This is a genomic window from Nocardioides szechwanensis (genome assembly GCF_900103935.1).
In the GTDB taxonomy this organism is placed as follows: Bacteria; Actinomycetota; Actinomycetes; order Propionibacteriales; family Nocardioidaceae; genus Nocardioides; species Nocardioides szechwanensis.
The window spans coordinates 177451-202297 of record NZ_FNIC01000006.1; the positions used below are offsets into that span (position 1 = coordinate 177451).

Here is a 24847-nt window from a genome sequence, read left to right on the forward strand (position 1 = left end):
GAGATCTTGTCGTCATCGGGGACGATCGACGGACGATGAGCGCGCCGGAGGGGCCGGCGCCGTAGGCGCCGGCCCCTCGCGGTCGTGTGGTATTAGCGGACCACCTTGAAGGTCACGCGCTTGGTGACCTCCTCGGCGAGAGCGCTGCCGAGGTACTCGACAGTGACGGTCTTCTCTCCCCTGGTCCGGAACTCCGGCAGCACGATGACGGCGCGCTCGCCCGACAGCATCTCGCTCCACGTGCGGTCACCGAAGCTGACGCGTACCCGGCCGGTCACGACCTGGCCGTCGGCCTCCACCGCGACCCTGAGCCGGACCTCGGTCCGGTTGACCCGGACCTTGTTCGGGCTCCTGGTCACGGTCATCTGCGGCGTCGCCTTGACCACGCGGACGGTCCCGGCACCGGCCTGGCTGCCCTCGGTGTTGGCGTCGCCGAGGTAGACGACGCTCACGTTGTGCGGACCGACCGACTCGAACGGCGCCAGCAGCGCGAAGACCGAGCCGCTGGTCAGCGAGCGCGTCGCGACGACCTCACCGTTGATCCGGATCTGGACACTGCCGGTCGGAGTGTAGCCGTCGGCCGAGACCGAGGCCGAGACGCTGGCGCGGCCCTGGCGGACCACGACCTCCGCGGGGCTGACGGCCGCCTGGGTGGCGGAACCGGCCTTGCTGACGGTCATCGTGACGGAGCCCTGGGAGGGCACGTTGGCGGTGTCACCGAGGTAGGCCACGGTCAGACCGTGGGTGCCCACCGACAGTGCGGTGCCGGCGATCGCGATGGTCGCCGTGCCGTCGGCCGCGACGTTGCTGCTGCCGATCACCGTGCTGCCCTCGGTCAGCTGGACCGAGCCGGACGTCGGTTCGGTGGACTGCACGTTCACCTGAACCTGACCCGCCGTGCCGTAGACCATCGGGGACGCCGTAGCGGTCGTGGTGGTGACCACCGGCTCCTCCGGGTCGACGACGACCTCGGTCGCGGTGACCTGCGTCGTCGTCGTGCCGGACGCCGTCGTCGGGTCGCCGGCGTACGTGATCGTCACGGTCTTGGGACCGACCGTCGTGAACGGACCAACGGTGAGCGTGGCTGCTCCACCCGACAGCGTCTCGGTGTCGAGCACGTTGCCGTCGACCATGGCGGTGACGGTGCCGCCGGGGCTGACCCCGGTGCCTGAGACGGTCACGTGGATGTCCGACGTCTGGGTGTTGATGTTGATGAACGCCGGGTCGGGGGACGCCGTGATGGTCGGCGTCGCCTTGTTGACGACGATGGTCACCGGGGCCTCGTCCCCGGAGTAGCCGCCGTCGCCGGAGTAGACCAACCGGAGCCCGTGTATGCCGACCGGCAGGATGCCGGCCGAGAGCGGGATGCTGGCCGAGCCGTTGCTCACCGGCGCCGTGGCCAGCGTGACCAACGAGTCGGTGTACAGCGTCACGGTCCCAGTGGCGGCCTCCTGGTCGAGCGTCACCTCGAGGCTGGAGGGCTGGCCGTACGTCATCACCAGCGGATCGGCGAACACATTGGTGTTCGGCAGCCCGTCGCTGAGCTCGACCGGCACCTCCACCTCGGTACCGGTGGTGAGGCCGACGACGGTGATCATCGCCGGCCCGTCCTGGGCACCGGACGGGATGACCGTGTTGACGGTCAGCTTGCCGGCCTCGTCGAACGGCAGGGTCTGCGACGTGTTGTCGATGGCTCCGAAGACACCGAGCGACGTCTCGTCGAGGAAGACCTCGACCTGGGTGTCCTGCACGTCGCCCGGGCCGGTCATGGCCAGCGAGGACAGGGTGAAGACGAGCGGGTCACCCGGCTCGTACTCCGCCGACGGAGCGCCACCCGCGAAGGCGACCCCCACGGCGTGCTGGCGGTAGTCGACGGGCAGGACGTCCTCTGCGTGCGGGGCGAACTCCGCCAGATAGTCGACCACGGCCTGCAGGTCGGTCTTGCCGGTGTCCTGCTTGGCAGTCGCCTCCGAGAAGCCCCAGAAGTTGTCGCCCGTCCCCGACGCCAGGAACGACGTCGTCGCGACCCGGTAGGACTCGCCAGCGTCCAGCTCGGACCCGTCGAGCTGCATGCCGGTGATCCGGTCGCCTTCCTCGCGGTTGGGGTCGTAGGTGAACGTGAACCCGTCGGAGGTGCCCAGCCGGAGGAACGGACGCGACGGGATGTTGCCGTCGGCATCACGCTGCCACTGCTGCTCGAGGATCGTCTTGATCTGCGCACCGGTGAGGTCCATCGTCACCAGTGTGTTGGCGAACGGCTGGACATCGGCGGCCTGGCGGTAGTTCACGACCCGGGGGGACGTGAGGCTGCCCAACAGGTCCGCACGCAGACCACCCGGGTTCATGAACCCGATGGCGGCATCGGTCTTCCAGCGCTGGATCTCCGCGACCAGGTTGCCGAGCGTCGACTCGCCACCGCGGTTCTCCACGGAGGCGTTGCCGTTGTCCGGGTCGGTGCGGCGGGCACGTTGGAACGGGCCCTCGATGTCTCCGAGCGGGACGTTGCCCTGCGCGGCCGCGAAGTTCACGGCGCTGGTCACGATCGCCTGGGTGTTCGGGTCGGCCTCGTAGTCGTTGAGGTTGACGATGGTCTGGCGGATGTCCACCAGCGTCTCGGTACCGGGCAGGAACTGGAACTCGAGACGGTTGAGTTTGGCGCCGTACTGGCCGGCCGAGACCACGGGACGCGCGGTGACCGCACGGCCCTCGGTAAGCCACTCCTGGACGGGAACCTTGTGGTTGTAGGCCAGGTGCGTGTGCCCGGAGACGATGGCGTCGATGTCGGCGCTCGCCCCCGCGACGATGTCGGCGAACGTGGACCCGTCGGTGACCGCGTCGTACGAGGTGCTCGCGGCCCCCTCGTGGACCAGCATGACCACCAGGTCACAGCCGTCGACCTCGCCGCAGCCGCCGGCGGACCGCAGGGTCTCGGCGTCGCGGTTGACCGAGGCGACGATGTCCTGGACGACGATCTCCTCGATGCCGCCTGCGGCCACCAGGGCCGGCAGGTCCTCGGTCACCGCGCCGACGAAGCCGACCGTGCGGCCGTCGCCGAGCTCGCTGTACCAGGTCTCGTCCAGCGCCGGCTCCAGCGTGTCCCGGAGCCGGACGTTGCCGGCGATGTACTGCCACGCCGCACCGCCCTGGGGGTTCTCGGTCGCGTCGTAGTCCGCCATGATCCGGTTGACCAGGTCGTCGTAACCCTGGTCGAACTCGTGGTTGCCCGCTGCGGACACCTCGAGACCGGCCTCGTTGAGGGCGTCGATGGTCGGCTTGTCGTTCTGGATCAGCGACTCGAACGTCGAACCACCGACGAGGTCACCCGCCGCGGCGAACACCGTGTCGGGGTTCTCCACCCGGAGCTGCTTGACCGCACCGGCGAGCGACGCGGCGCCGGCCTCGGGACCGCCCTCGGTCGCCAGGAGCCGGCCGTGGAAGTCGTTGGTGGCCAGCACCTGCACGACGTCCAGGTCGGGGTCCGGGGTCAGGTCGCCGACCTCGATGCCGACGATCTCGGGGTTGTGGTCGGAGCTGCGGAACGGGCTGGTGTTGTAGAGGTTGGTGACGTTGGAGTTGAACCGGCTGTACTCGTAGAACACCGTCTCGTTGGCGTTGATGGGCCAGACCGTCTGGCCGGTCACCATCGCGTGCGCCTCCTCGTTGGCGAAGACATGGTCGAGCGAGCCGGCCAGTCCACCGAAGAAGTACGACGTCTCGCCGTTGCTCGCGTGCAGGTCGTCGTACCCGGCGTCCTTGATGACCTGGACCGGGTCCTCCATGGAGTAGGCGTTGAAGTCACCGGTGAGGAACATCGGGCCGATGCCCTGGTCGGCTGCGAACTGGTCGGCGAACGCCACGAGGGCAGCGGCCTGACGCTTGCGGTCACCGTTGTAGGAGCCCGCACCGTCGCCGGTGTCGACGTTGTCGCCGTTGACGGTCGCCGGAGCCGTCGGGCCGCCCTTGGACTTGAAGTGGTTGACGATCACGCCGAACCGGTCGGCCCGGCCACCACCCAGCGGCTTGAAGGCCTGAGCGAGCGGCTCGCGAGCGTTGCGCATCGCGGGGGCGTTGGTGAGGATCCGCGACCGACCGACGGCCTCGACCGTGTTGGGGTCGTAGATGAAGCCGGACCGGATCGCGTCCTGCTCTGTCTTCGTAGGCTGAGCCTCGGGGCGCGGCGACGGGACGTAGGCCCAGCGGTTCGTCTCGCCCACGTGCCCGGCCAGCCATGCTGCGTTGAGCTCCTGCACCAGCCTGCGGATGGCGTCGTCACGGTCGGCGTCGGCGGGGATCCCCGGGGAGATCGCCGGGTCGTAGAGCTTGATCGAGTTCTCGATCTCCTCGAGCGACATGATGTCGGCGTCCAGGGTGTTGATCGCCGCGAGGATCTTGTCCTCCTGGCGCTCGAAGCTCACCTGGGTGGCAGCCCCGCGCGGACCGGGGAGGTCGACGTCGAGCCCGGTGAGCGGGTCGACGGCGTCCTGGACGCAGTCGTTGTTGGTGATGCGGTTGGACGCGCGGTCGCTGTAGAACGTGCACCGGCGCGGGGCCACGGTGACCCCGTTGCCGTCGCTGCCCGCCCACTGCTCACCGGTGGTGTTGAAGTAGTTGAGCATGTTGAAGGTGGCGATCTTCAGGTCGCCGTCAGCGCCGAGGACGTCGTCGGGAGCCGCCGGGCGGTCCTGCTCGAACTCGACCCAGTCGCTGCCGTCGTTGCCGGCGGGGATGGGCTGCTCGGGCTGCAGTCGCCACAGACCGAACCGGAAGTCGAAGACGACCGGCCGCACGAAGCTCACGGCGGCACCGGCACGCACGGTGTTGGTCGGCGTCAGCCACGGGTAGCCGAGGCCGGTGCTGGACGAGTAGTTGGTGTTGGAGCCGTCATCGAGGGCCACCCGGTGGGCGGCGTTGTACTCAGCGATGTCGGCCGCTCGCGCGCTGCCCGGGCGGGCCCGCTCCAGCGGGACGTACAGCGGCTCCACGGAGTTGGCGGCCAGGCTGAACTCGCCGAACATGCTGCTGGAGTTGCCGACGGACCCGTCGTAGGCGTCGGTGACCGTGAAGGGGGCGGTCGGGAGGAAGAGCTCGCTCTCGTGGTCCTCACGCGCGTCAGCCAGCGCGGAACCGGTCAGGCACTCGCCCTCGGCGCAGTCGGCCCCCGGGAGCTGGTCGAGCGGAACGACCTCGCCCAGGTCGGCGACCGTGAGCAGCTGGCTCGCCCGGGAGGTGACAAGGCGGGTGAGGCCGAAGCTCTCCTCCACGAGGCCGGTGACCTGCACCGAGCTGCCCACCGCCGGGGTGGCCCGGCTGGCGGTGTAGACGAAGATGCCGTCCGAGGCGCCGGGCGTGGTGTCCGCTCCCGGGGTCTGCAGGTAGAAGCCCTCCAGCCCACTGCCACCGGGGTAGGACCCGATGACGACGCCAGTGGTGCGGACGCGGTCACCCGGCATGGTGCTGGAGCCCCCGGCGCCCTGGATCTCGGCGATGGTGAAGGCCGGGGCCAGTCCCTCGACGGTGATCGTGAACTCGACGGAGGCAGTGCCGGCACTCGGCGTGGTGGAGTCGGTGACCGTGGCGGTGACCGTGGAGTCGCCGGCCTCGGTGGGGGTGCCCTCGAGCACCCCGTCGCTGGTCTCGGTGATACCGGCCGGCAGGCCGGTGAACTCCCAGCTGTAGGGCGCAGTGCCTCCCGCGGCCCCGAGCGTGATCGTCGGGATCGGCGCGCCCTCGTCGACCGTCAGGTCGGCGGGGTCGGTCGCGCTCAACGGCTGCGGTCCGGCTTCCGTGATGGAGATGTTGTCGATGCCGATGTGCTCGTTGGAACCGGAGGCGTTGTCGATGGTGATGACGCGGAGGTAGACGTCCGACTGGTTGTCGACGGCGGCCGGCAGCACGGCCGACACGGCGGTGGAGACGACCGTGGAGTTGCTGACGACCGTGGCGTCGGCGACGTAGGCAGCCGGGACGTTGGTGTAGGCGCCCGAGGTGCCCACGCGGTATTGAAGCGCGACGCGGGTGGGCTGGTTGTCGGTGCCGCTGTCGAGGTCCTGGATGTCGTAGGCGACGGCGAGGCTGTCGCGGCCGGTGGTGTCGAGGTGGAACACCAGTAGCGGCGTGGTGATCGTGCCGGTGGCGCTCAGGGCGACGGTCTTGTCCGGGATGTTGGGGAACGCCAGGACGCCGCCGGTGGAGACGGTGTTCGGCGCCGTGGTGCCCGTGCTCATCACCAGGTTGGAGGTGAGGGTCCCCTCGGCCGTCAGGGTGCCCACGTCCGTGGAGTTCGACGCGTTGCTGGCGGAGATGCTGGTCCCGGGGTTGAACCCCTCCACGCCGGGGAAGTCCGCCCAGGTGCTGGTCGGGGTCAGGGTCGACCAGTTCTGCGTGTAGGGGAAGCTGCTGATCTTGGTGGACACAGACGCCTGCGCCGGGGCACTGAACCCGAGGGCGAGCGGCGCGGTGACGAGACCAAGCAGGGCGGCGGCGACGGCCGGGCGCCGGCTGGCCCCTCCGCGGGTGGCGAACGACAAGACAGACAACGGAGGGGACCTTTCACAGGGCACGACAAGGGATCGACGAGCCGCTCAGAGGGGTCCGAGAAACTCAAGAAGAGTGGGCGCCGGGGGAAGGCGAAATGACCACAGACTGAGGACCCTAACCCGAAGAACTCCTGCGAACGGAGCCTTTGGGTTAAGAATTGATCAACGCTGGATGATCAGGCGGCGCGCATCGCCTTTCGGGCGAGGCGAACGTCGCGGAAGAACTCGTAGCCCGACCACATGGTCATCGCCACGGCGCCTGCCAGGAGCACCTGGGAAGCGTAGAAGAGCACGTCGCCCGGTACGTCGAGTGCCCCGTCGAGCTGGCGCAGGGGCAGCGTGAGCCCGCCGAGGGCGACCGCCTGGAGCACGGTCTTGATCTTGCCGCTCTGGGCGGCGGCGATCACGACATGCTTGAGGACCGACAGCCGCAGCAGCGTCACGCTCCACTCGCGGAGCAGGACCAGGATCGTGACCCACCACCAGATGTCGCCCACGATGGACAGCCCGATGAACGCCATCCCGGTGATCGCCTTGTCCGCGATCGGGTCTGCGATCTTGCCGAAGTTGGTCACCAGGTTGCGGGACCGGGCGATGTCGCCGTCGATCTTGTCCGTGACCATGGCGGCGATGAAGAGGGCGTAGGCCACGCAGCGCCACAGGACCGAGTCGCCGCCGTCGACCAGGAGCGCCCAGCCGAAGAACGGGACCATGAGGATCCGCAGGGTGGTCAGCGCGTTGGGCAGGTTCCAGTTGGAGCCGGTGGACATCTGGGGGTCGACGGTGCTCATGGACCCACAACCCCTTCGGCGACAAGGTCGACGCCCTCCGTCGCGACGACCCGGGCGCGGACCAGGTCGCCCACGCGGACGCCGGCGGGGAGGTCGGTAACGGTGGTGGTGCCGTCGACCTCGGGTCCCTGGTGAGCGCCGCGGCCCTCTGCCTGCCCTGGGGCGACGTCGTCGTCGAGCGACTCCACGAGCACCAGCACCTCCTCGCCCAGGCGCTCCTCGGCGCGCTGCGCGTTGAGCTCCTCGACCAGGCCGCTGACGTGCTCGAGACGCGCCCGCACCTCGTCCTCGTCGAGCTTGCCGTCGTACGACGCCGCCTCGGTGCCGTCCTCGTCGGAGTAGCCGAACACCCCGGTGACGTCCATCCGCGCCGCGACCAGGAAGTCACACAGCGTCTCGAGGTCCTGCTCGGTCTCGCCGGGGAAGCCGACGATGACGTTGGAGCGGACACCCGCCTCGGGGGCGAGGGCCCGGATGCTCGCGAGTAGTCCCAAAAAGCTCTCGGGGTCGCCGAAGCGACGCATCCGGCGTAGCACGGTCGCACTGGCGTGCTGGAAGGAGAGGTCGTAGTAGGCGGCGACGCCGGGCGTCGTGGCGATCGCCTCGATCAGCCCGGGCCGCGTCTCGGCGGGCTGGAGGTAGGAGACGCGCACGCGGCCGACGCCGTCGATCGCGGTGAGCTCGGGCAGCAGCGTCTCGAGCAGGCGCAGGTCGCCGAGGTCCTTGCCGTAGGACGTGGAGTTCTCGCTGACCAGGAACAGCTCACGGACGCCCTGCTCGGCCAGCCATCGGCCCTCCGCGATGACGTCGCTCGGCCGACGGCTGACGAACGAGCCACGGAAGGAAGGGATCGCGCAGAACGAGCAGCGGCGGTCACAGCCGCTGGCCAGCTTGAGCGCGGCCATCGGCCCGGCGTCGAGGCGTCGGCGTACGGCGCGGGGGCCGGTCGCCGGCCCGCCCAGGCCAACGGTCGTGGTGTCGGCGGCGGCGCCGTGGCCGGGGACCGCGACGGTCGAGGCGGCCCGGTCGACCGGGGAGATCGGCAACAGGAGCCGGCGGTCCTGAGGGGTGTGCGCCTCGTGCTGCTCCCCCGCGACGATCGAACGCAGTCGCGCGGCGATGTCGGGGTAGTCGTCAAAGCCGAGCACCGCGTCGGTCTCCGGCAGCGAGTCGGCCAGCTCCTTGCCGTAACGCTCGGCGAGGCAGCCCACAGCCACGACGGCCTGGGCGCGGCCGCCGTGGTTGGCCGAGGCCTTGAGGTCGGCGGCCTGGAGCAGGGTGTCGACGGAGTCCTTCTTGGCCGCCTCGACGAAGCCACAGGTGTTGACCAGGACCGTGTCGGCCTCGCTGGGGTCGTCCACGAGCCGGAAGCCGTCAGCCTCGAGGCGACCGGCGAGCTCCTCGGAGTCGACCTCGTTGCGGGCACAGCCAAGGGTCACCATCGCTACCGAGAGCAGCTCGGGGGCGGGAGTCGTCGTGTGGGTCGTCATAGTCGCCTCCGAGTATGACGGCCCGGGCGCGACCGAGGCGAAACGGCGTCAGTGAGCGTAGCGGGGGCGGGTGCCCGGCTTCACCGCGAGCACGGGGCACTCGGCGTCCAGGATGACCCGCTGCGCCACGCTGCCCATCAGCAGCTTGCCCACGGGCGTACGGCGTCGGATGCCGAGCACGATGAGGGTGGCGTCCACCTCGGCGGCGACGGCGAGCACCGCCTCTGCGACGTCCTGGGCCACCACCTGCCGCACCTGGACCACGTCGTCACCGCCGGGGAGCGCGGCCGCGAGGGTGCGGCGTACCTCCTCGAGCTGGTCGCCGCTGGCGAAGCGCAGGTCGACGAGCTTGTCGCCCTTGCTGGCGTTGACGAGGATCACCCCGCTGCCGTCGAGGGCCGCCTCGGCGGTGGCGTGCTCCACCGCGACCTGTCCGAACTCGTCGGGAGTCCACCCGACCACGATCCAGCTCATCGGTTCACCTTCTCTTCGTCGCGTACGTCGATGTCGTCCGGCTCGAACCCCGCGGGCCGGACCCGCGCGAGGACCAGGCGCAGGACCAGGGCCAGCGCCAGGATCACGTAGACGACGACCGCGAGCGGCTCGCCCAGCAGGCTGGAGTAGGCACCGTCGGAGATCGCCAGTGCCTCACGGAGCTTGGTCTCCAGGATCGGCCCGAGGATGACGCCGAGGATCAAGGGCAGCACCGGCAGCCCGAAGCGGCGCATCGCGAGGCCGAGCAGACCGAAGGCCAGCAGCAGGGCGATGTCGAACGGGTCCAGGTTGACGCTGTAGGCCCCCAGGCAGGCGAAGAACAGGATGCCGGCGTAGAGCTGGGGCCGCGGGATCTGCAGCAGCTTGGCCCACAGCGGCGCCAGCGGCAGGTTGAGCACCAGCAGCAGGGTGTTGCCGATGAGCAGGCTGGCGAGCAGCGTCCAGACGAGGTCGGACTGCTCGGTCATGAGCTGTGGCCCGGGCTGGATGCCGTAGCCCTCGAGCGCGGCGAGCATCACCGAGGCGGTCGCCGTCACGGGGACGCCGAGCGCCAGCAGCGGGACGAACATGCCGGCGGCCGAGGCGTTGTTGGCCGCCTCGGGACCGGCGACGCCCTCGATCGCACCCTTGCCGAACTCGCCCTGGTCGCGGGCGAGCTTGCGCTCGGTCACGTAGGACAGGAACGTCGGGATCTCCGCACCGCCCGCGGGGATCGCACCGAACGGGAACCCGACCGCCGTGCCTCGCAGCCATGGCTTCCACGATCGCCGCCAGTCCTCGCGGCCCATCCAGGGCCGACCCACGGGGATGATCTGGAGCGGGTTGCGGCGGAGGTGCGCGGCGACCCACATGGCCTCGCCCAGGGCGAAGATGCCGACGGCCACCACGACGATGTCGAGACGGTCCACGAGCTGCGGCACGCCGAAGCTGAGCCGCGGCTGGCCGGTGTTGAGGTCGAGCCCGACGAGGCCGATCGAGAGGCCGAGGAACAGCGCCACCAGGCCACGCAGTCGCGAGCTGCCGAGCACGGTGGACGTCATCACCAGGGCCAGCACGATGATCGCGACGTACGACGGCGCCCCGATGTCGACGGCCACGTCGGCGAGCATCGGCGCGAAGAGCGCGACCAGGAGGGTGCCGATGGTGCCGGCGATGAACGACCCGATCGCCGCGGTGGCGAGCGCCTGGGCGGCGCGCCCCGCCTTGGCCATCTTGTTGCCCTCGAGCGCCGTCATCACCGACGCCGACTCCCCTGGTGTGTTGAGCAGGATCGACGTGGTCGAGCCGCCGTACATGCCGCCGTAGTAGATGCCGGCGAACATGATGAACGCCGAGGTCGGCTCGAGGCCGAACGTCACCGGCAGCAGCAGCGCGACGGCCATCGCCGGGCCGATGCCCGGGAGCACGCCGACGAAGGTGCCGAGCAGCACGCCGATCGCGGCGTACATGAGGTTCTCGGGGGTGACGGCTGCTTGCAGCCCGCCCCAGAGCAGGTCGAGGTCGCCCATCAGAGGATTCCGTCCAGGATGCCGGGAGTGAGAGGGATGCCGAGGCCTTCGTGGAAGCCGTACCAGCTGCCCACCGCCAGCACGACGCCCACGATGACGTCGCGGATGACGGTGCGGCTGCCGAGGGACCAGGCAGCACCGGCGAACAGCACGGCGCCGGAGATGGCCCAGCCCAGGAGGTCGACCGTCACGACGGTGACGACCAGGACGCCCACGAGACGGGCGACGGTGACCCAGTCGGCGCGCTGTTCGAGGTCGACGTCCTCACCGCCCTCGACCTCGCCGCGGCCACCGGCCAGTGCCGAGAACACCAGGGCGACGGCCAGCACGACCATGACCGAGCCGATGACGTAGGGGAAGACCTTGGGCCCGACCGGGTCGGCGAAGCCGACCTCGAGCCGGCTGGTGTCCCAGAGGGTGACCAGCCCGATGACGCCGAGCACGGCCGCGAGGCCGAGCTGGGCGAGGTCGCGCTGTGCGTGTGTGTCTTCGACGTGGTGGGTGCTCACAGCAGCCCGACCTCCTCCAGGGTCGAGGCGACGCGGGCGTCCTGGTCCTCCAGGAAGTCTCCGAACTCGTCGCCGGTCTTGAACTCGTCGATCCAGCCGTTCTTCTCCAGGGCGGCCTCCCACTCGGGGGTGCCGTGCATCTCCTCCACGTAGGCGATCAGCTCGTCGCGACGCTCGTCGGAGATCCCCGGCGGCGCGAGGATGCCGCGCCAGTTGGTGAACACCAGGTCGATGCCCGACTCGGTGAGGGTGGGGATGTCCTTGACCGACTCCCCTGTGAGGCGCTCCTCGCCGGAGACCGCCAGCACCCGCAGCTCACCGGCGGCGATCTGGCCCTCGAACTCGCCGAGCCCCGAGAAGCCGACCTGGATCTTGTTGCCGAGCAGGGCCGTGGTCAGCGGGCCGCCGCCGTCGTACGGGACGTAGCGGAGCTCTGAGGGCTCGACCCCGACGGCTTCGGCGAGCTGCATCGGGAACAGGTGGTCGGGGCCGCCCGGGCTGGAGCCGCCACCGATGACGACGCCTCCGGGGTCGTCCTCCCAGGCCGCGACCAGGTCGTCGATGGTCTTGAACGGTGAGTCCGCCGGGACCAGGACGCCTTCCTGGTCCTCGATCAGCTGGGCGATCGGGGTCGCATCGGTGAGCTTGTAGTCCAGGGCGAAGGAGTACGCCGAGCCGACCACGCCGAGACCGACCGTCATCAGGAGGTGGTCGTTGCCCTCCTCCCCCATCAGCCGCGTGAGGGCCACCGAGCCGCCGGCACCGAGGATGTTGGTGACCTCCATGGTGCCGTCGATGATCTGCTCGCCCTCGATCACGCCAACGGCGGCGCGACCCGTCTGGTCGTAGCCGCCACCCGGGCTGTTCGGGATCCACATTGCGATGTCCTGGCTGTCGTCTCCGCGGGTCACCCCGCACGCGGACAGGGCCAGGGCCAGCGCGACGATCGTGAGTGCCTTCATGGGCCCAGACTCGCCCCGCACTGTGTCGTCCGTCACGCTTGGGTAACCAAAGGAGGTTGTGGAACTTGTGGTCACGTCTGCGTCGCGCCGGCAGGCTGAGCCTGGCCGGGCAGTTCCTGCTGCTCCAGCTGGCCGTGCTGGTGGTCGTCGTGGCGGTCGCCAGCGTGGTCTCGGTGCGGCAGAGCGAGGCCGACTTCCGTGACACCCGCGGCGCCCGGCTCTCCGCCACCGCGGAGAGCCTCGCCAGCACCGACGCCGTACGGGAGGCGATGGAGCAGCGCGACAACCGTGCCGCGATCGCGTTCTACGCCCAGCAGCGGGCCGACGACGTCGGCGCCTCGGCCGTCTACGTGACCGACCCCGACGGGGTCGTGGTCTTCGGCACCGACCCCAACCGCACCGGTGAGTCCGTCGACCTCGGCAGCGGCGACGCCCTCGAGACGCGGTCGTGGACCGGGGACATCACCGACCGGGGCCGCACCGCCATCGCGGCGACCGTGCCGATCCTCTCGGACAACGACGACGAGGAGGGCGGGCCGCCGGCGGGCACCCTGGTCGGCATCGTGGTCGTCACCGAGGACTACCCGCCGCTCACCGAGCGGCTCGGTCGCACGTTCGACGACCTCGTGCTCTTCCTCGGCATCGGCCTGGTGCTGGGCGTGGCCGGCTCGCTGCTGCTCTCCCGGCTGATCCGGCGCCGCACCCGTGGCCTGGAGCCGGCCGAGATCGCGGCCCTCGCCGACCAGCGCGAGGCGCTGCTGACCTCGATCCGCGAAGGTCTCGTCGCGGTCGGCCCCGACGGCCGGATCCTGCTGGCCAGCGACAGCGCCCGGGACCTGCTCGACCTGCCCGCCGACAGCCACGGCCGCCCGGTGACCGACCTCTCCCTGCCGCCGCGGGTGGTGGAGCTGCTGGTCGGCGCGGAGGAGGTGCGGGACGCACCCCTGGTCGTGGGCGGCCGGGTGCTCGTCCTCAACCGCAACCAGGTCGTCCAGGACGGCCGCGTCATCGGCACCGTGACCACGTTGCGCGACCGCACCGAGCTGCTGGCCCTACAGAGCCAGCTCAGCGCCCGCGAGAGCGTCACCGAGACCCTGCGGGCGCAGACCCACGAGTTCTCCAACCAGCTCCACACGCTGTCGGGCCTGCTCCAGCTCGGGGAGTACGACGACGCCGCGCAGGTCATCGGCACCCTGAGCCGCCGCCGGGCCGAGATCAGCGACGCGGTGCTGGCCCGCGTCCAGGACCCGGCCGTGGCCGCTCTCCTCGTCGCCAAGGTGAGCCTCGCGGCGGAACGCAACGTGGAGCTCGTGCTGCACGACGGCACGGTCCTGCCGCGGCTCGACCCGGACCTGTCGGCCGACGTGGGGTCGGTCGTCGGCAACCTCGTCGACAACGCGGTCGAGGCCGTGGTGTCGGCCCGACCGGTCCGCGGGGCCGGCGGCCGGGTGGAGGTCCGGCTCGGCCGCGACGGGGACGCGGTGGTGGTCCAGGTCGCCGACTCGGGTCCGGGTGTGCCCGCCGACAAGGTGGAGGAGATCTTCCGCCGGGGGTTCTCGACCAAGCCCAGCGACGCCAGCGGCCGCGGTGTCGGGCTGGCTCTGGTCCAGGTGGTGTGCGAACGGCGCGGAGGCTCCGTGTCGGTCCACAATGACGGCGGCGCGGTCTTCACCGCGCGTCTGCGAGAGGTGGCCCGATGGAGGAGCTGACGGTGCTCGTCGTCGACGACGACTTCATGGTGGCCTCGATCCACTCGCGCTTCGTGGAGCGCGTCGACGGCTTCCGGGTCGTCGGCGTCGCGGCCACCGCAGCCGCGGCCCTCGCCGAGGTCGAGAGGTTGCGGCCCGACCTGGTGCTGCTCGACGTACACCTGCCCGATGCCGACGGCATCGAGGTGCTGCGTCAGCTGCGCGGCTCGGGCAACGACGTCGGCGTGATGATGGTGACGGCGGCGCGGGAGGCCGACACGGTGCGCGCGGCCGTGGCCGGAGGTGCCGCGCACTACCTGGTCAAGCCGTTCGAGTTCGAGGACCTGCGCAGCCGCCTCGATGCCTTCGGCCGCGCCCACCGGGCGCTCGCGAGTGTCGGCGGCGCGGACCAGGCGGAGATCGACGCGGTCTTCGCCCCGCTCGGTGGGGGCCGGGAGGTCCTGCCCAAGGGGTTGAGCCAGGAGACGGCCGACCTGGTGCTCGCGGCGTTGGCCGACGGCACCGAGCTCTCCGCCGCCGAGTGTGCCGAGGTCGTCGGCATCTCCCGGGTCAGCGCCCGGCGCTACCTCGAGCACTACGCCGGCCTCGGGACCGTGAAGGCCCGCCTCCAGTACGGCGGCGCCGGTCGCCCGGAGCGTCGCTACCGCCCGGCGTGAGACCGGATCAGCTCAGCGCACCCGGCGTACGACGGAGGCCAGGACTCCGGACCGGTCTATCCACATCGTCCGGATCCGGTGGGCTCCCTGCGGAACCCGCAGCCTGAGGTCGAACTCCCCGAGGCCGAAGGCGCGGTCCAGCCGGACCTTCTCGACCACCTTGCCGTCGACGAGCACCTTGATCCACTCCGACGGACGACCGGGGCAGCCCGTGGCCGTGCCCGCCGGCGCCTGGCCGCAGCGGTCCGTGCGGTTGGGCACGCCGTCGTGGTCGGCGTCGGGGCAGCCCGAGGGCAGTGGGCCGCGCAGGCGCGGGCAGGCGTCGCCCGGGTCGGTCAGGCCGTCGCGGTCGGAGTCCTTGCCGATCGGCGTGACCTTGGCCCGCAGCGTGTACGTCGTGCCGGCCGGACCGACGAAGGTCGGGTTGACCTCGAGGTCGATCGGGCCCTGGACACGGTCGAGCACGATCGTGTCGGGCTTGCCCCCGGAGCTGTAGACGGGGTCGCCCGCTCCGGCCTGGGCCGTCAGGTCGAGGTCGGAGGCCGGGTCCGACCAGTCGAGGCTGAGCTCGACCTTGCTCGGTGAGGTCACCGACATCGAGAAGACGTGCGGGTCGGACACCAGGCTGCCGAGCCCGCCGTTGGTCTGCCCGACGGCGAACGTGTTGCCATCCGCGGCACGGAAGGAGACCGAATAGGGCTTGGTGCCGGTGGGCGGCGACGCCTGTTCGGGGCCGTCGAGCTCGACCAGCTTGCGGCCGGTGACCACGATCCGCTTCCGGCCGGCCGGCGCGGTGTCGTCGACGTAGACGACGCGCTTGGCGTTCTGCACGGTCGAGGTGCTGCCGACGTAGTAGGGCGCGACGTTGCCGTAGGACTCCAGGTAGCGCCGCGAGATCTTGAAGGTGACGGTGCCGGCCGCGCGGTCCCAGTCGCTCACGCCGTCGAGGAAGACCTCGGCGCCGTTGTCCCAGGTGTTGGCACCGACGCTGGCCGGGCCGGTCGAGTCGAACCGCCGGCCGTTGACGATCAGGCTGTAGGCCGAGGTCCCGGTGGCGCCCGACGTCGGCGCGAGCTGCGCGACGTCGATCGTGGCCAGGACCGAGGTGTTGGTGACCCGGACGTCGAGCTTGCGCAGGTCGTTGAAGGGACTGTCGGAGTCACCGCTGCGGTCCACGAACGCGCCGTTGGCGCGCTGCGGCTGCTTGCCCTTCGGGACGTAGGCCGCGGTGCCGGTCAGCCGGACCCGGCCGTCCGGGGTCCGCGCGCTGCGCTGGAGGCGGAGCACCGGACGCATCGTGGTCACCGGCGTCGGTCCCCAGCTCACCCGGGAGCCGGGAAGCACGCCCACGTCGGGCTGCGGGCAGTCGGTCGGCGAGCCGGTGGCCGAGGCATAGATGTGGTCGCTCGGGCTCTGCACCTGGAACGGGTTGCGCCCGTCACCGGGGAAGTCGTTGGCCTGGAGCTTGTCGGCCCCGCTGACCATGCCGTCGCCGTTACGGTCGAGGTAGCCGCTCATCCGCAGCGCGAAGCCCTCGACATCGAGGCTGGAGACGCACTTGCTCAGACCCGGCGGGTCCTCGTTGTAGCTCATGATGTCGTTGGTCGGGACCGGGCCCCAGGAGCCCTCGGCGCCGTCGCCGACATGGCCCACCGTGAGGCAGTGGCCGAACTCGTGGCTGACCAGGTCGAACATGCTGAAGACCTCGGTCATACCCGGCACCGGGTCGATGGCGCCGTTGATCGCGAAGCAGACGTTGCCTCCCGCGCCGCCACAGTCCTCGACGTACGTGCCCGACCGCTCCTCGTGGTGGGAGTCGAAACCGGGCAGGTTCTCCCAGGCCGCGAAGTCGAAGGGGTTGTCGACGCCCAGGCACGGGACGCCCTGAGCGTCGTAGATGCCGAGCTCGCCGACGAACTGCGCCGGGTCGATGCCGATGCCGATGCCGCCGACCGGGTTGGTGCCCACCAGGACGATCTCGGGGTCGACCAGGGGGTACGTCGTGAACTCGCCGCTCAGCGCGTCGACGGTGATGTGGAAGTCGACCTCCGTGAGCCACGGCTGGCCCATCCGCCGGGCGAGCTGCTCGATCCCGCCCTCCCACATCTCCACCGACTGGCGCATGACGCGCATGTCGCGCTCGGCCGTCGGCGAGGCCGGCACCAGCACCAGGACGTCGACCTGAGGAGAGTCGAGGGCGTTGAGGCCGGTGCGCATGTGGAAGCACTGGTTGTCGGGGTTGTCGAGGTTCATGTCGCGGACACAGCCCGGCGGCAGGTTGCCGTCGCCGAAGTAGGACTGCGAGTAGGGACCGGTGGGCTGCGCGTCGGTGCCCGCGTAGGACACGGCGCCGCTCACGAGGACAACGGCAGTGACAACGGGCAGCAACAGTCGGAGGATCGCGCGCACGGGTGACCTTTCGGAGACGTCGCCAACTCAACGACGCCCGCGCGTGATCGTTATCGGTCAGTCGCGCACGACGTAGGTGTCCTGGGCCTCCTGGCCGGTGACACCGAGCGGTCCTTCGTCCTTTCCGTCCATCGTGACCGTCACCGAACCGTCGCTGGACTGCACGCGGACGGGCGGCACGACGTCGAGCTCGACGCTCTGCATGAACGCGATGGTGCCGTCGTAGACGACGTTGCCGCCGCCGTCGCGCACCACGACCGTGGCACCGCCACCGACCGCGGTCAGCACGAACGGCACCTTGGGGCCGGCGTTGACGGCACCCGGGTTCTGAGGACCGCTGCTGCCGTTGAGCCGCAGGGCGTCGTTGACCGGGACCGGTCCGTCCATGACCAGGCGCGCGATCGACCACACCAGGACCACGGCCATCACGGCCGCCACGAGCACCGACCAGTTGGGACCGCCGCGGGTGCCGCGGATGGAGCCGTTGAAGCCGGTGGCCAGCTCGGCCTCGAAGACCCGGCGCGGGTCGACGGGGGCGTCCGCATAGCGCTCGTCGTACGACGTCAGCAGTGGCGCCGCGTCGACCCCGAGGACCCGGGCGAGCGTGCGAAGGTGGCCGCGGGCGTAGAAGTCGCCACCACATGGAGCGAAGTCGTCGACCTCGATCGCCTCGATGACGTGTGGACGGATGCGGGTGCGGTCGGCGAGCTGGTCGACGCTTAGCCCCAGACGGGTGCGGGCGGCGGCGAGCTCGGGTCCGACCACGGGGTCGGCCACCGGGACCGCGGCCAGGTCGTCGATCACCACGGTGACGTCGCCGGGCTCGTCCTCGTCGGCGGCGGACAGCCCACCGGCCCAGTAGGCCGTGTCCTCCAGGCCGTCGCTGTCGCGGCGCAGCTGGTCGGCCTCGGGCAGCGGGCGCACCGCGTCGACCTCGTCGAGGCGGAGCGCGGTGGCACCGATGGTCGGTGCGTCCTGCGGCTCGCGCCGCGTCTCGGCCCGGGCCGCGCGGATCAGCGCCCGCAGCGGGCTCGGGGTGGGGCTGGCGAAGGCGGGGCGCTTCTCGGCGGCCGGCGGCGCGGGCTCCACGTCGGCAGCATCGTCCGCGTCGTCAGCGACCACGGTGTCGTCAGTGTCGTCAGCGACCTCCGAGGCGGCGGGTGCCTCGTCCAGCTCGTCGACGGGCTCGTCGTGGTGCAGCTCGGGCGGCACGATCTCGATCTCGACCACGTCGGCGGTGAAGTCGGAGCGCTCGAGCAGGGTGGTGGCGAGGTCGTCGCCGCCACCGAGGACGCTGGTGGCGAGGCCGAGCCGCACCGACCACTCGGTGCCGTCGGCCCCGAACACGTCCAGGCGGCCGTCGCGGAAGGGCCCACGGGGCTTGAGGTGCTCGATCCGCTCGACGTCCGACCAGGGCAGGCCGTGCCAGGTCCGTCCGCGGCGCACGCGCAGCCCGAGCTCGTCGGCGACGAGCAGCGGTGAGCGGGCGTCGAGGAGCGCCAGGAGCTGCACCCCGCCGACCGCGGCCATCACGGCGCAGATCACCCAGTCGAGCACCGAGCCGGTGCTCGTGGCACGCACGAGGTAGGCGATCGCCACGGCGGAGCCGGCGAGCCCCAGGGCCGCGGCGAGCGGCACCCGGCGTCGTACCTCGACGGTCGACGACTCCTCGGCGGCCTCGATCTCGGCCGGGTCGGTGGTCACCACGGTGTCGGTCATCTCGCTCACATCCCCGTCGACTGCAGCGTCATGATCACGGCGTCCAGCTCGTCGGGCTTGACCAGCACGTCGCGGGCCTTGGAGCCCTCGCTCGGTCCGACCACTCCCCTGCTCTCCATGATGTCCATCAGCCGGCCCGCCTTGGCGAAGCCGACCCGCAGCTTGCGCTGCAGCATCGAGGTCGAGCCGAACTGGGTCGTCACGACCAGCTCGATGGCCTGGACCACGAGGTCCATGTCGTCGCCGATGTCGTCGTCGATCTCGCGCTTGCTCGCCGCCGCGACGGTGACGTCCTCGCGGTAGCTGGGCTCGAGCTGGGACTTGCAGTGCGCGACGACCTGGTGGATCTCGGCCTCGGTCACCCAGGAGCCCTGCACACGCACGGCCTTGGACGCACCCATCGGCAGGAACAGCCCGTCACCCTGGCCGACGAGCTTCTCCGCACCCGGCTGGTCGAGGATGACCCGGCTGTCGGCGAGCGACGAGGTCGAGAACGCCAGCCGCGACGGCACGTTGGCCTTGATCAGGCCGGTGACCACGTCGACCGACGGCCGCTGGGTCGCCAGGACGAGGTGGATGCCCGCGGCGCGCGCGAGCTGCGTGATGCGGACGATGGAGTCCTCGACGTCGCGCGGCGAGACCATCATCAGGTCGGCGAGCTCGTCGACGATCACCAGCAGGTAGGGGTACGGCGTCAGCACGCGCTCGCTGCCCGGGGGGACCTCGACCTTGCCACCGCGGACAGCCTTGTTGAAGTCGTCGATGTGGCGGAAGCCGAAGTTGGCCAGGTCGTCGTAGCGCATGTCCATCTCGCGCACGACCCACTGAAGCGCCTCGGCGGCCTTCTTGGGGTTGGTGATGATCGGGGTGATCAGGTGCGGCACACCCTCGTAGGCGTTGAGCTCGACCCGCTTGGGGTCGACCATGATCATCCGCACCTCGTCGGGCGTCGACCGCATCAGGATCGAGGTGATCATCGAGTTGATGAAGCTCGACTTGCCCGAGCCGGTCGCGCCGGCGACGAGCAGGTGCGGCATCTTCGCGAGGTTGGCGACCACGAAGCCGCCCTCGACGTCCTTGCCGAGCCCGGCCACCATCGGGTGGTGGTCGGAGCGTGCGGCGTTGGACCGGAGCACGTCGCCGAGGGAGACGATCTCCTTGTCCAGGTTGGGGATCTCGATGCCGATGGCGGACTTGCCGGGGATCGGGCTCAGGATGCGCACGTCGGCGGATGCCACGGCGTACGCGATGTTGCGCGAGAGCGCGGTGACCTTCTCGACCTTGACCGCCGGGCCGACCTCGACCTCGTAGCGGGTGACCGTCGGGCCCCGGGTGTAGCCGGTGACCTGGGCGTCGATGCCGAACTCCTCCATCACCTGGGTGAGGCGGTGGACGACGTCGTCGCTGGCCTTGGAGCGCGGCTTGTGGACCGAGCCCGGCTTGAGCACCTCGTTGCCAGGCAGCGAGTAGGTGATGTCGCCGGACAGCGCCAGCTGCTCGACGCGCTGCGGGATCGGCGTGTGCGGAGGCGGCTCCAGCTCGTGCTTCTCGTCCTCCACCGGCACCGGCATGGGCTCGGGCGCGTCGTGCGCGCCCATGATGCCGAGCCCCGCGTCCTCGTCGAGGGCCACGTCGAGGGCGTCTGCCTTGCGGCGCCGGCGCGGCTTCTCCTCGACCACCGGTGTGTCGTAGGCGGGGTCGCCCATCTCGGGGTCGATGTCGAGGTCCTTGCGGGTGCGCATCGGCTGTGTGGCGTCGTCGTCCTCGGCGTGGCGGCCGAGCGCGTGGTCGCGCAGCGCCGCGAGCCTCGAGGGCACGCGGTAGAGCGGCGTGGAGGTGATGACGAGCGTGCCGAAGAAGGCGAGGAGCAGCAGCAGCGGCACCACGACGTACTCCGACTGGAGCAGGTCGAGGAGCAGCGAGGAGACCACGAAGCCCACGGCTCCACCGGCGTCCTGGAGGCTGCTGGAGTCGCCGGCGGTGGGCTGGGGGTTGCCGTTGGCGATGTGGACCACGCCGAGCAGGCCGAACGTGAACGCGGCCCAGCCGACGACCTGGCGTCCGGCCGGTCCGGTGCGGACGGGGTCGCGCATGACCCGCCAGCCGGCGACGACGATCAGCAGCGGGACGAACCAGCCGACCTTGCCGACCGAGCCGGCGACCGCCGTACGAGCGACCTCCATGACCCCGCCGGGGAGCTGGAACCACACGGCACCGGCGACGACGACGGCAAGACCGAAGAGGAACAGTCCGGCACCGTCACGGCGCTGCTCGGGCTCGAGGTCACGCGCGGTGTGGCCGATCCCGCGGGCAGCGGCGCCGACAACGTGGGCGATGCCGAGCCAGACCGTGCTGAGGCCGCGGAAGACGGCCAGGAAGAGACGGGCGACCGGACCGGTGCCGCTGCGTACGGCGCGGGGGGCGGGCCGGGCTGCGGGGCGGCGCTTGGCAGGCGTGCGCTTCTTGGCGGCCGTCGTCCGGCCGCGGCTCTTCGCCTGGGTGGTCCTGCTGGGTGACTTCCGGGCACTCCGCGTTCGGGTGCTCGAGCCCCCTCGTCCGCTGTTGGATCGCGACGAGGACGTGCTCTTGCTCCGCGAACCCGGCGGGGAAGACGTACGGGTCGCCATGCGACCAAAGTAGGCCACAGCCCCACCAGTCACTTGCATCACAGGGAGCGTGTCGCCCGCGGGCTCCTCCCGGAGGCCCCTGACCGGCCCGAGAGGCCCTGGACGGCCCCGGCGGGGCGCCCGGAGCGGAAATCCCCGAAATGACCGCCCCGCCTATGGACCATCCGGGTCATCGCTACCTAGGGTGCCAATTCGGTGTGTCACACGACTTGATCACCGCATAAAACCCACTCGGAGGGAAGAACTAGTGAAGTTTCTCAAGACAGGGCTCAGCCTTGTTCTCCTGGGCTCGGGCCTCGCGGCCGCCCCGGGACTCACGGCGGCGGCCCTCGGCCACTCGCCGGCCCCGGCCGCCAACGCGGCCGGAGACTCGCTCGTGCAGCGGATGCGCGAGGAGGCGACCGGCTCGGTGCGGCTCTCGGCCGACCGGGCCACGGGCAAGATCGGTTTCATCCGCGCCAACGGCCAGGGAGACCTCCTCCCGTCGGTCGCGGCCGGGTCCGCGGCCGCCGCGGCCAAGAAGGCCACCGCCTACCTCACGGAGTACGGCGCCGCCTTCGGTGCGGCGCGCGGTGAGCTCACGCAGTCCGGGATCTCGTCGACCACGTCCGGCTGGACCGTCGACTACGTCCAGAGCCACCGGGGCGTGGAGGTGTTCGGCTCGAAGATCCGGGCGCACCTCGACGAGCAGGGCGACCTGACCTCCGTCAACGGCTACGCCGCACCGGGGCTCTCCCTCGACATCACGCCGCGACTGTCGGCCGACTCGGCCGCGCGTCGCGCCGTCGACATCGTCCGCGCCAAGTCCGGTGTGCCCGACGGCCGCGCCAGCACCGGCGACCTCAAGGCCGCCGAGACCGAGCTGATGATCTACCGCCTCGGCTCCACCCGCGGCGTGACCGGCAAGGCCGTGCTGACGTGGGTCGTCGAGGTGACCAACGCGAGCTCCGTGCGCGACATGGTCTTCCTCGACGCCGACACCGGCAAGATCCTCAACCGCTACTCGATGCTGGCGCACGCGCTCGACCGTGAGCTCTACGAAGCCTCTATCGACGACAACGGCACCCCCGACGACGAGACCGACGACTTCGTCGACTACGCCCTGGTGTGGAGCGAGGGCGACGCCTTCCCCGGCTCGCTCGACGTGGACCAGCGCAACGAGGTCGAGGGCACGGGCGATGCCTACTGGCTGTTCAAGAACACCTTCGGCCGCGACTCCTACGACGCCGCGGGCGCCAAGATGATCACGGTCAACAACGACCCCACCATCAACTGCCCCAACGCCAACTGGAACGGCGAGACCACCAACTACTGCGCCGGCGTCAGCTCCGACGACACGGTGGCGCACGAGTGGGCCCACGCCTACACCGAGTACACCTCCGGCCTGATCTACCAGTGGCAGTCCGGCGCGATGAACGAGGCGTTCTCGGACATCTGGGGCGAGACCGTCGACCAGATCAACGACCGCCACAACGAGACCCCTGACGCTGCCCGCACCGTCGGCCAGTGCTCCGCCTACACGCGCGGCGCCGTGGGCATGACCATCAACACGCCCCCGGACATCGCGGGTGCCTGTGACGCCGCTCCCGCCGCGTTCGGCCCGGTCTTCAACAAGACCGGCGTGACCACCGACGTCGTCGTGGCCCAGGACGACGCCACCGACGGCAGCCCGACCAACGGCTGCGCGGCGTTCGACAACGCCGCCGCGGTCGACGGCAACTTCGCCTACGTCGACCGGGGCGGCTGCACCTTCGCCACGAAGGCACAGAACGCCCAGGACGCCGGCGCCGAGGGCATCATCATCGGCAACAACGTCGACGGCGAGGCACCCTTCTCGCCCTCGGGTGACGCCGAGATCTACGGCATCATGATCCGCAAGGAGGACGGCACCAAGATCAAGTCGGCCGCCGGCCCGGTCAACGTCACGATCAAGGACATCGACGAGGCCACGAAGGACGACTCCTACCGCTGGCTGTCGGCCGAGGGCGACCCCGCCTTCGGTGGCGCGATCCGCGACATGTGGAACCCCACGTGCTACGGCGACCCCGGCAAGGTGTCCGACGTCGAGTACAAGTGCAGCCCCGACGACTCGGGCGGCGTCCACAGCAACTCGGGCGTGGTCAACCACGCCTACGCGCTGCTCGTCGACGGCGGCACCTACAACGGCGTCACCGTCCCGGCGATCGGCATGGACAAGGCAGCGAACATCTTCTGGCGGGCACAGAGCGAGTACCTCTTCCCCGTCGCTGACTTCGCCGACCTGGCCGACAGCCTGGCCGCGTCGTGCACCGACCTGGTGGGCGACCCGATCAACAAGGTGACGGTCGAGCCCAACGCCACCCCGGAGGCGGCCACGCCCATCACCGCGCTCGACTGCGCGTCGGTGACGTCGGTCGGCGACGCGGTGGAGCTCCGGCTCGACCCGACAGAACAGTGCGAGTTCAAGCCGCTCCTGGCGAAGGACACGCCCGGGCTGTGCGGCAAGGCGTTCAAGACCGACGTCGCCTGGTCGGAGAAGTTCGAGGACGGGCTGAAGGACTGGACCAAGACCCAGGACGTCGTCTTCGAAGGTGCCAGCGGTCTGCCGTGGCAGTCCGTCACTGACGCCCCCGGCGCCCACGCGTCGAAGGTCGTCAAGGGTCCGGACCCGGCCGACGTCGGTAGCTGCACCGGTGGCGCCGAGGACGTCTCCAGCCGCGACTCGATCACCAGCCCGGCGATCAAGCTCCCGGCCGGCCCGTCACCGCGCCTGTCGTTCGAGCACTACCTGGCAACCGAGTACGGCTACGACGGCGGCAACGTCAAGATCAGCGTCGGCGGCAAGCCTTTCGAGGTCATCCCGACCAAGGCCTATGTGTTCAACGCACCCGGCGCCACGCTGGAGCCCGCTCCTGGCAACACCAGCCCGCTCGCGGGCGAGGAGGGCTTCACCGGCACCGACGGTGGCGAGAACCACGGCTCGTGGGGCACGTCGATCGTGGACCTGAAGAAGGCCGGCGCCACGCCCGGCAAGAACATCAGGATCCGCTTCGACATGGGCCGTGACGGCTGCGGCGGGCTCGACGGCTGGTACGTCGACAACGTCGAGGTCTCGATCTGCAAGGCCAAGACGGTCACCAGGGCCACGCCTGGCGGCAGCGGCAAGGTCGCCGTCAAAGTCTCGCGTGACGGCTCCGAGGGCGCTGCCCCGACCGGGGTGGTCAAGGTGTTCAAGGGCGCCAAGCTGGTCGGCAAGGGTGTCGTCCGGAGGGGCTCCACGACCGTTCAGGTCGGGGGTCTTGCCCGGGGCATGCACGACCTCACCGTGAGGTACGCCGGCTCCGGGGGGTTCGCCGCGTCGTCCGACGAGGTGAGGGTCCGCATCAGCTAGGCACGCACCGCGCAGCGAGGCCCCGCCGGACAGCTCCGGCGGGGCCTCGTGTCGTGCGGGGGGCGA

13 protein-coding genes are annotated in these 24847 nt (G+C 70.6%); 3 read left to right on the top strand and 10 right to left on the bottom strand.

The features are described 5' to 3' along the window. Positions 1 to 92: 92 nt before the first annotated feature. From BLR90_RS15105 to BLR90_RS15135, 7 genes are all read right to left on the bottom strand, one after another. The gene (locus tag BLR90_RS15105) at positions 93 to 6536 is read right to left on the bottom strand and encodes an ExeM/NucH family extracellular endonuclease (RefSeq protein ID WP_218126872.1); all 6444 of its coding nucleotides are present in this window, start codon (positions 6534 to 6536) and stop codon (positions 93 to 95) included. 176 nt (positions 6537 to 6712) lie between these two features. Further along, positions 6713 to 7327, bottom strand: a complete 615-nt coding sequence (pgsA, locus tag BLR90_RS15110) for a CDP-diacylglycerol--glycerol-3-phosphate 3-phosphatidyltransferase (RefSeq protein ID WP_174812363.1) — start codon at positions 7325 to 7327, stop codon at positions 6713 to 6715. Beyond that, on the bottom strand, positions 7324 to 8817 hold the full coding sequence (rimO, locus tag BLR90_RS15115) for a 30S ribosomal protein S12 methylthiotransferase RimO (RefSeq protein ID WP_091026052.1): 1494 nt from the start codon (positions 8815 to 8817) through the stop codon (positions 7324 to 7326). The genes pgsA and rimO overlap by 4 nt, the downstream gene beginning before the upstream one ends. 48 nt (positions 8818 to 8865) lie before the next feature. Beyond that, positions 8866 to 9291 (bottom strand): universal stress protein, encoded by a 426-nt coding sequence (locus BLR90_RS15120; protein WP_091026053.1) that lies wholly within the window; start codon positions 9289 to 9291, stop codon positions 8866 to 8868. After that, a complete protein-coding gene (locus tag BLR90_RS15125; RefSeq protein ID WP_091026054.1) occupies positions 9288 to 10820 on the bottom strand; it encodes a tripartite tricarboxylate transporter permease in 1533 nt (510 codons plus the stop codon). The genes BLR90_RS15120 and BLR90_RS15125 overlap by 4 nt, the downstream gene beginning before the upstream one ends. After that, a complete protein-coding gene (locus tag BLR90_RS15130; protein WP_091026055.1) occupies positions 10820 to 11329 on the bottom strand; it encodes a tripartite tricarboxylate transporter TctB family protein in 510 nt (169 codons plus the stop codon). The genes BLR90_RS15125 and BLR90_RS15130 overlap by 1 nt, the downstream gene beginning before the upstream one ends. After that, positions 11326 to 12291, bottom strand: coding sequence for a Bug family tripartite tricarboxylate transporter substrate binding protein (locus tag BLR90_RS15135; protein ID WP_091026056.1), 966 nt, complete (start codon positions 12289 to 12291; stop codon positions 11326 to 11328). Before BLR90_RS15135 ends, BLR90_RS15130 begins: the two co-directional genes overlap by 4 nt. Before the next feature lie 65 nt (positions 12292 to 12356). Here BLR90_RS15135 and BLR90_RS15140 point away from each other — a divergent pair, with 65 nt between their 5' ends. After that, positions 12357 to 14000 carry a sensor histidine kinase gene (locus tag BLR90_RS15140; RefSeq protein WP_091026057.1) on the top strand — a complete coding sequence of 548 codons (1644 nt, stop codon included), beginning with the start codon at positions 12357 to 12359 and terminating at the stop codon, positions 13998 to 14000. Then, complete coding sequence (locus BLR90_RS15145; protein WP_091026058.1) at positions 13988 to 14656, top strand: response regulator; 669 nt, start codon at positions 13988 to 13990, stop codon at positions 14654 to 14656. The genes BLR90_RS15140 and BLR90_RS15145 overlap by 13 nt, the downstream gene beginning before the upstream one ends. A 12-nt stretch (positions 14657 to 14668) precedes the next feature. Here the strand turns inward: BLR90_RS15145 and BLR90_RS15150 are convergent, their stop codons facing one another. The 3 genes from BLR90_RS15150 to BLR90_RS15160 form a co-directional block, all read right to left on the bottom strand. Continuing rightward, complete coding sequence (locus BLR90_RS15150) at positions 14669 to 17014, bottom strand: hypothetical protein (protein WP_091026059.1); 2346 nt, start codon at positions 17012 to 17014, stop codon at positions 14669 to 14671. A 108-nt stretch (positions 17015 to 17122) separates the two neighbouring features. Then, positions 17123 to 18784: a helix-turn-helix domain-containing protein gene (locus tag BLR90_RS21305; RefSeq protein WP_218029397.1), complete on the bottom strand. Its 1662-nt coding sequence runs from the start codon at positions 18782 to 18784 to the stop codon at positions 17123 to 17125. A gap of 5 nt (positions 18785 to 18789) precedes the next feature. Then, entirely contained in the window at positions 18790 to 21411 is a 2622-nt protein-coding gene (locus tag BLR90_RS15160) for a DNA translocase FtsK (RefSeq protein ID WP_091026060.1), read from the bottom strand. A gap of 247 nt (positions 21412 to 21658) precedes the next feature. On the opposite strand from BLR90_RS15160, the gene BLR90_RS15165 reads away from it, so the two are divergent. After that, positions 21659 to 24781 carry a M4 family metallopeptidase gene (locus BLR90_RS15165; protein ID WP_091026061.1) on the top strand — a complete coding sequence of 1041 codons (3123 nt, stop codon included), beginning with the start codon at positions 21659 to 21661 and terminating at the stop codon, positions 24779 to 24781. Positions 24782 to 24847 lie beyond the last annotated feature (66 nt).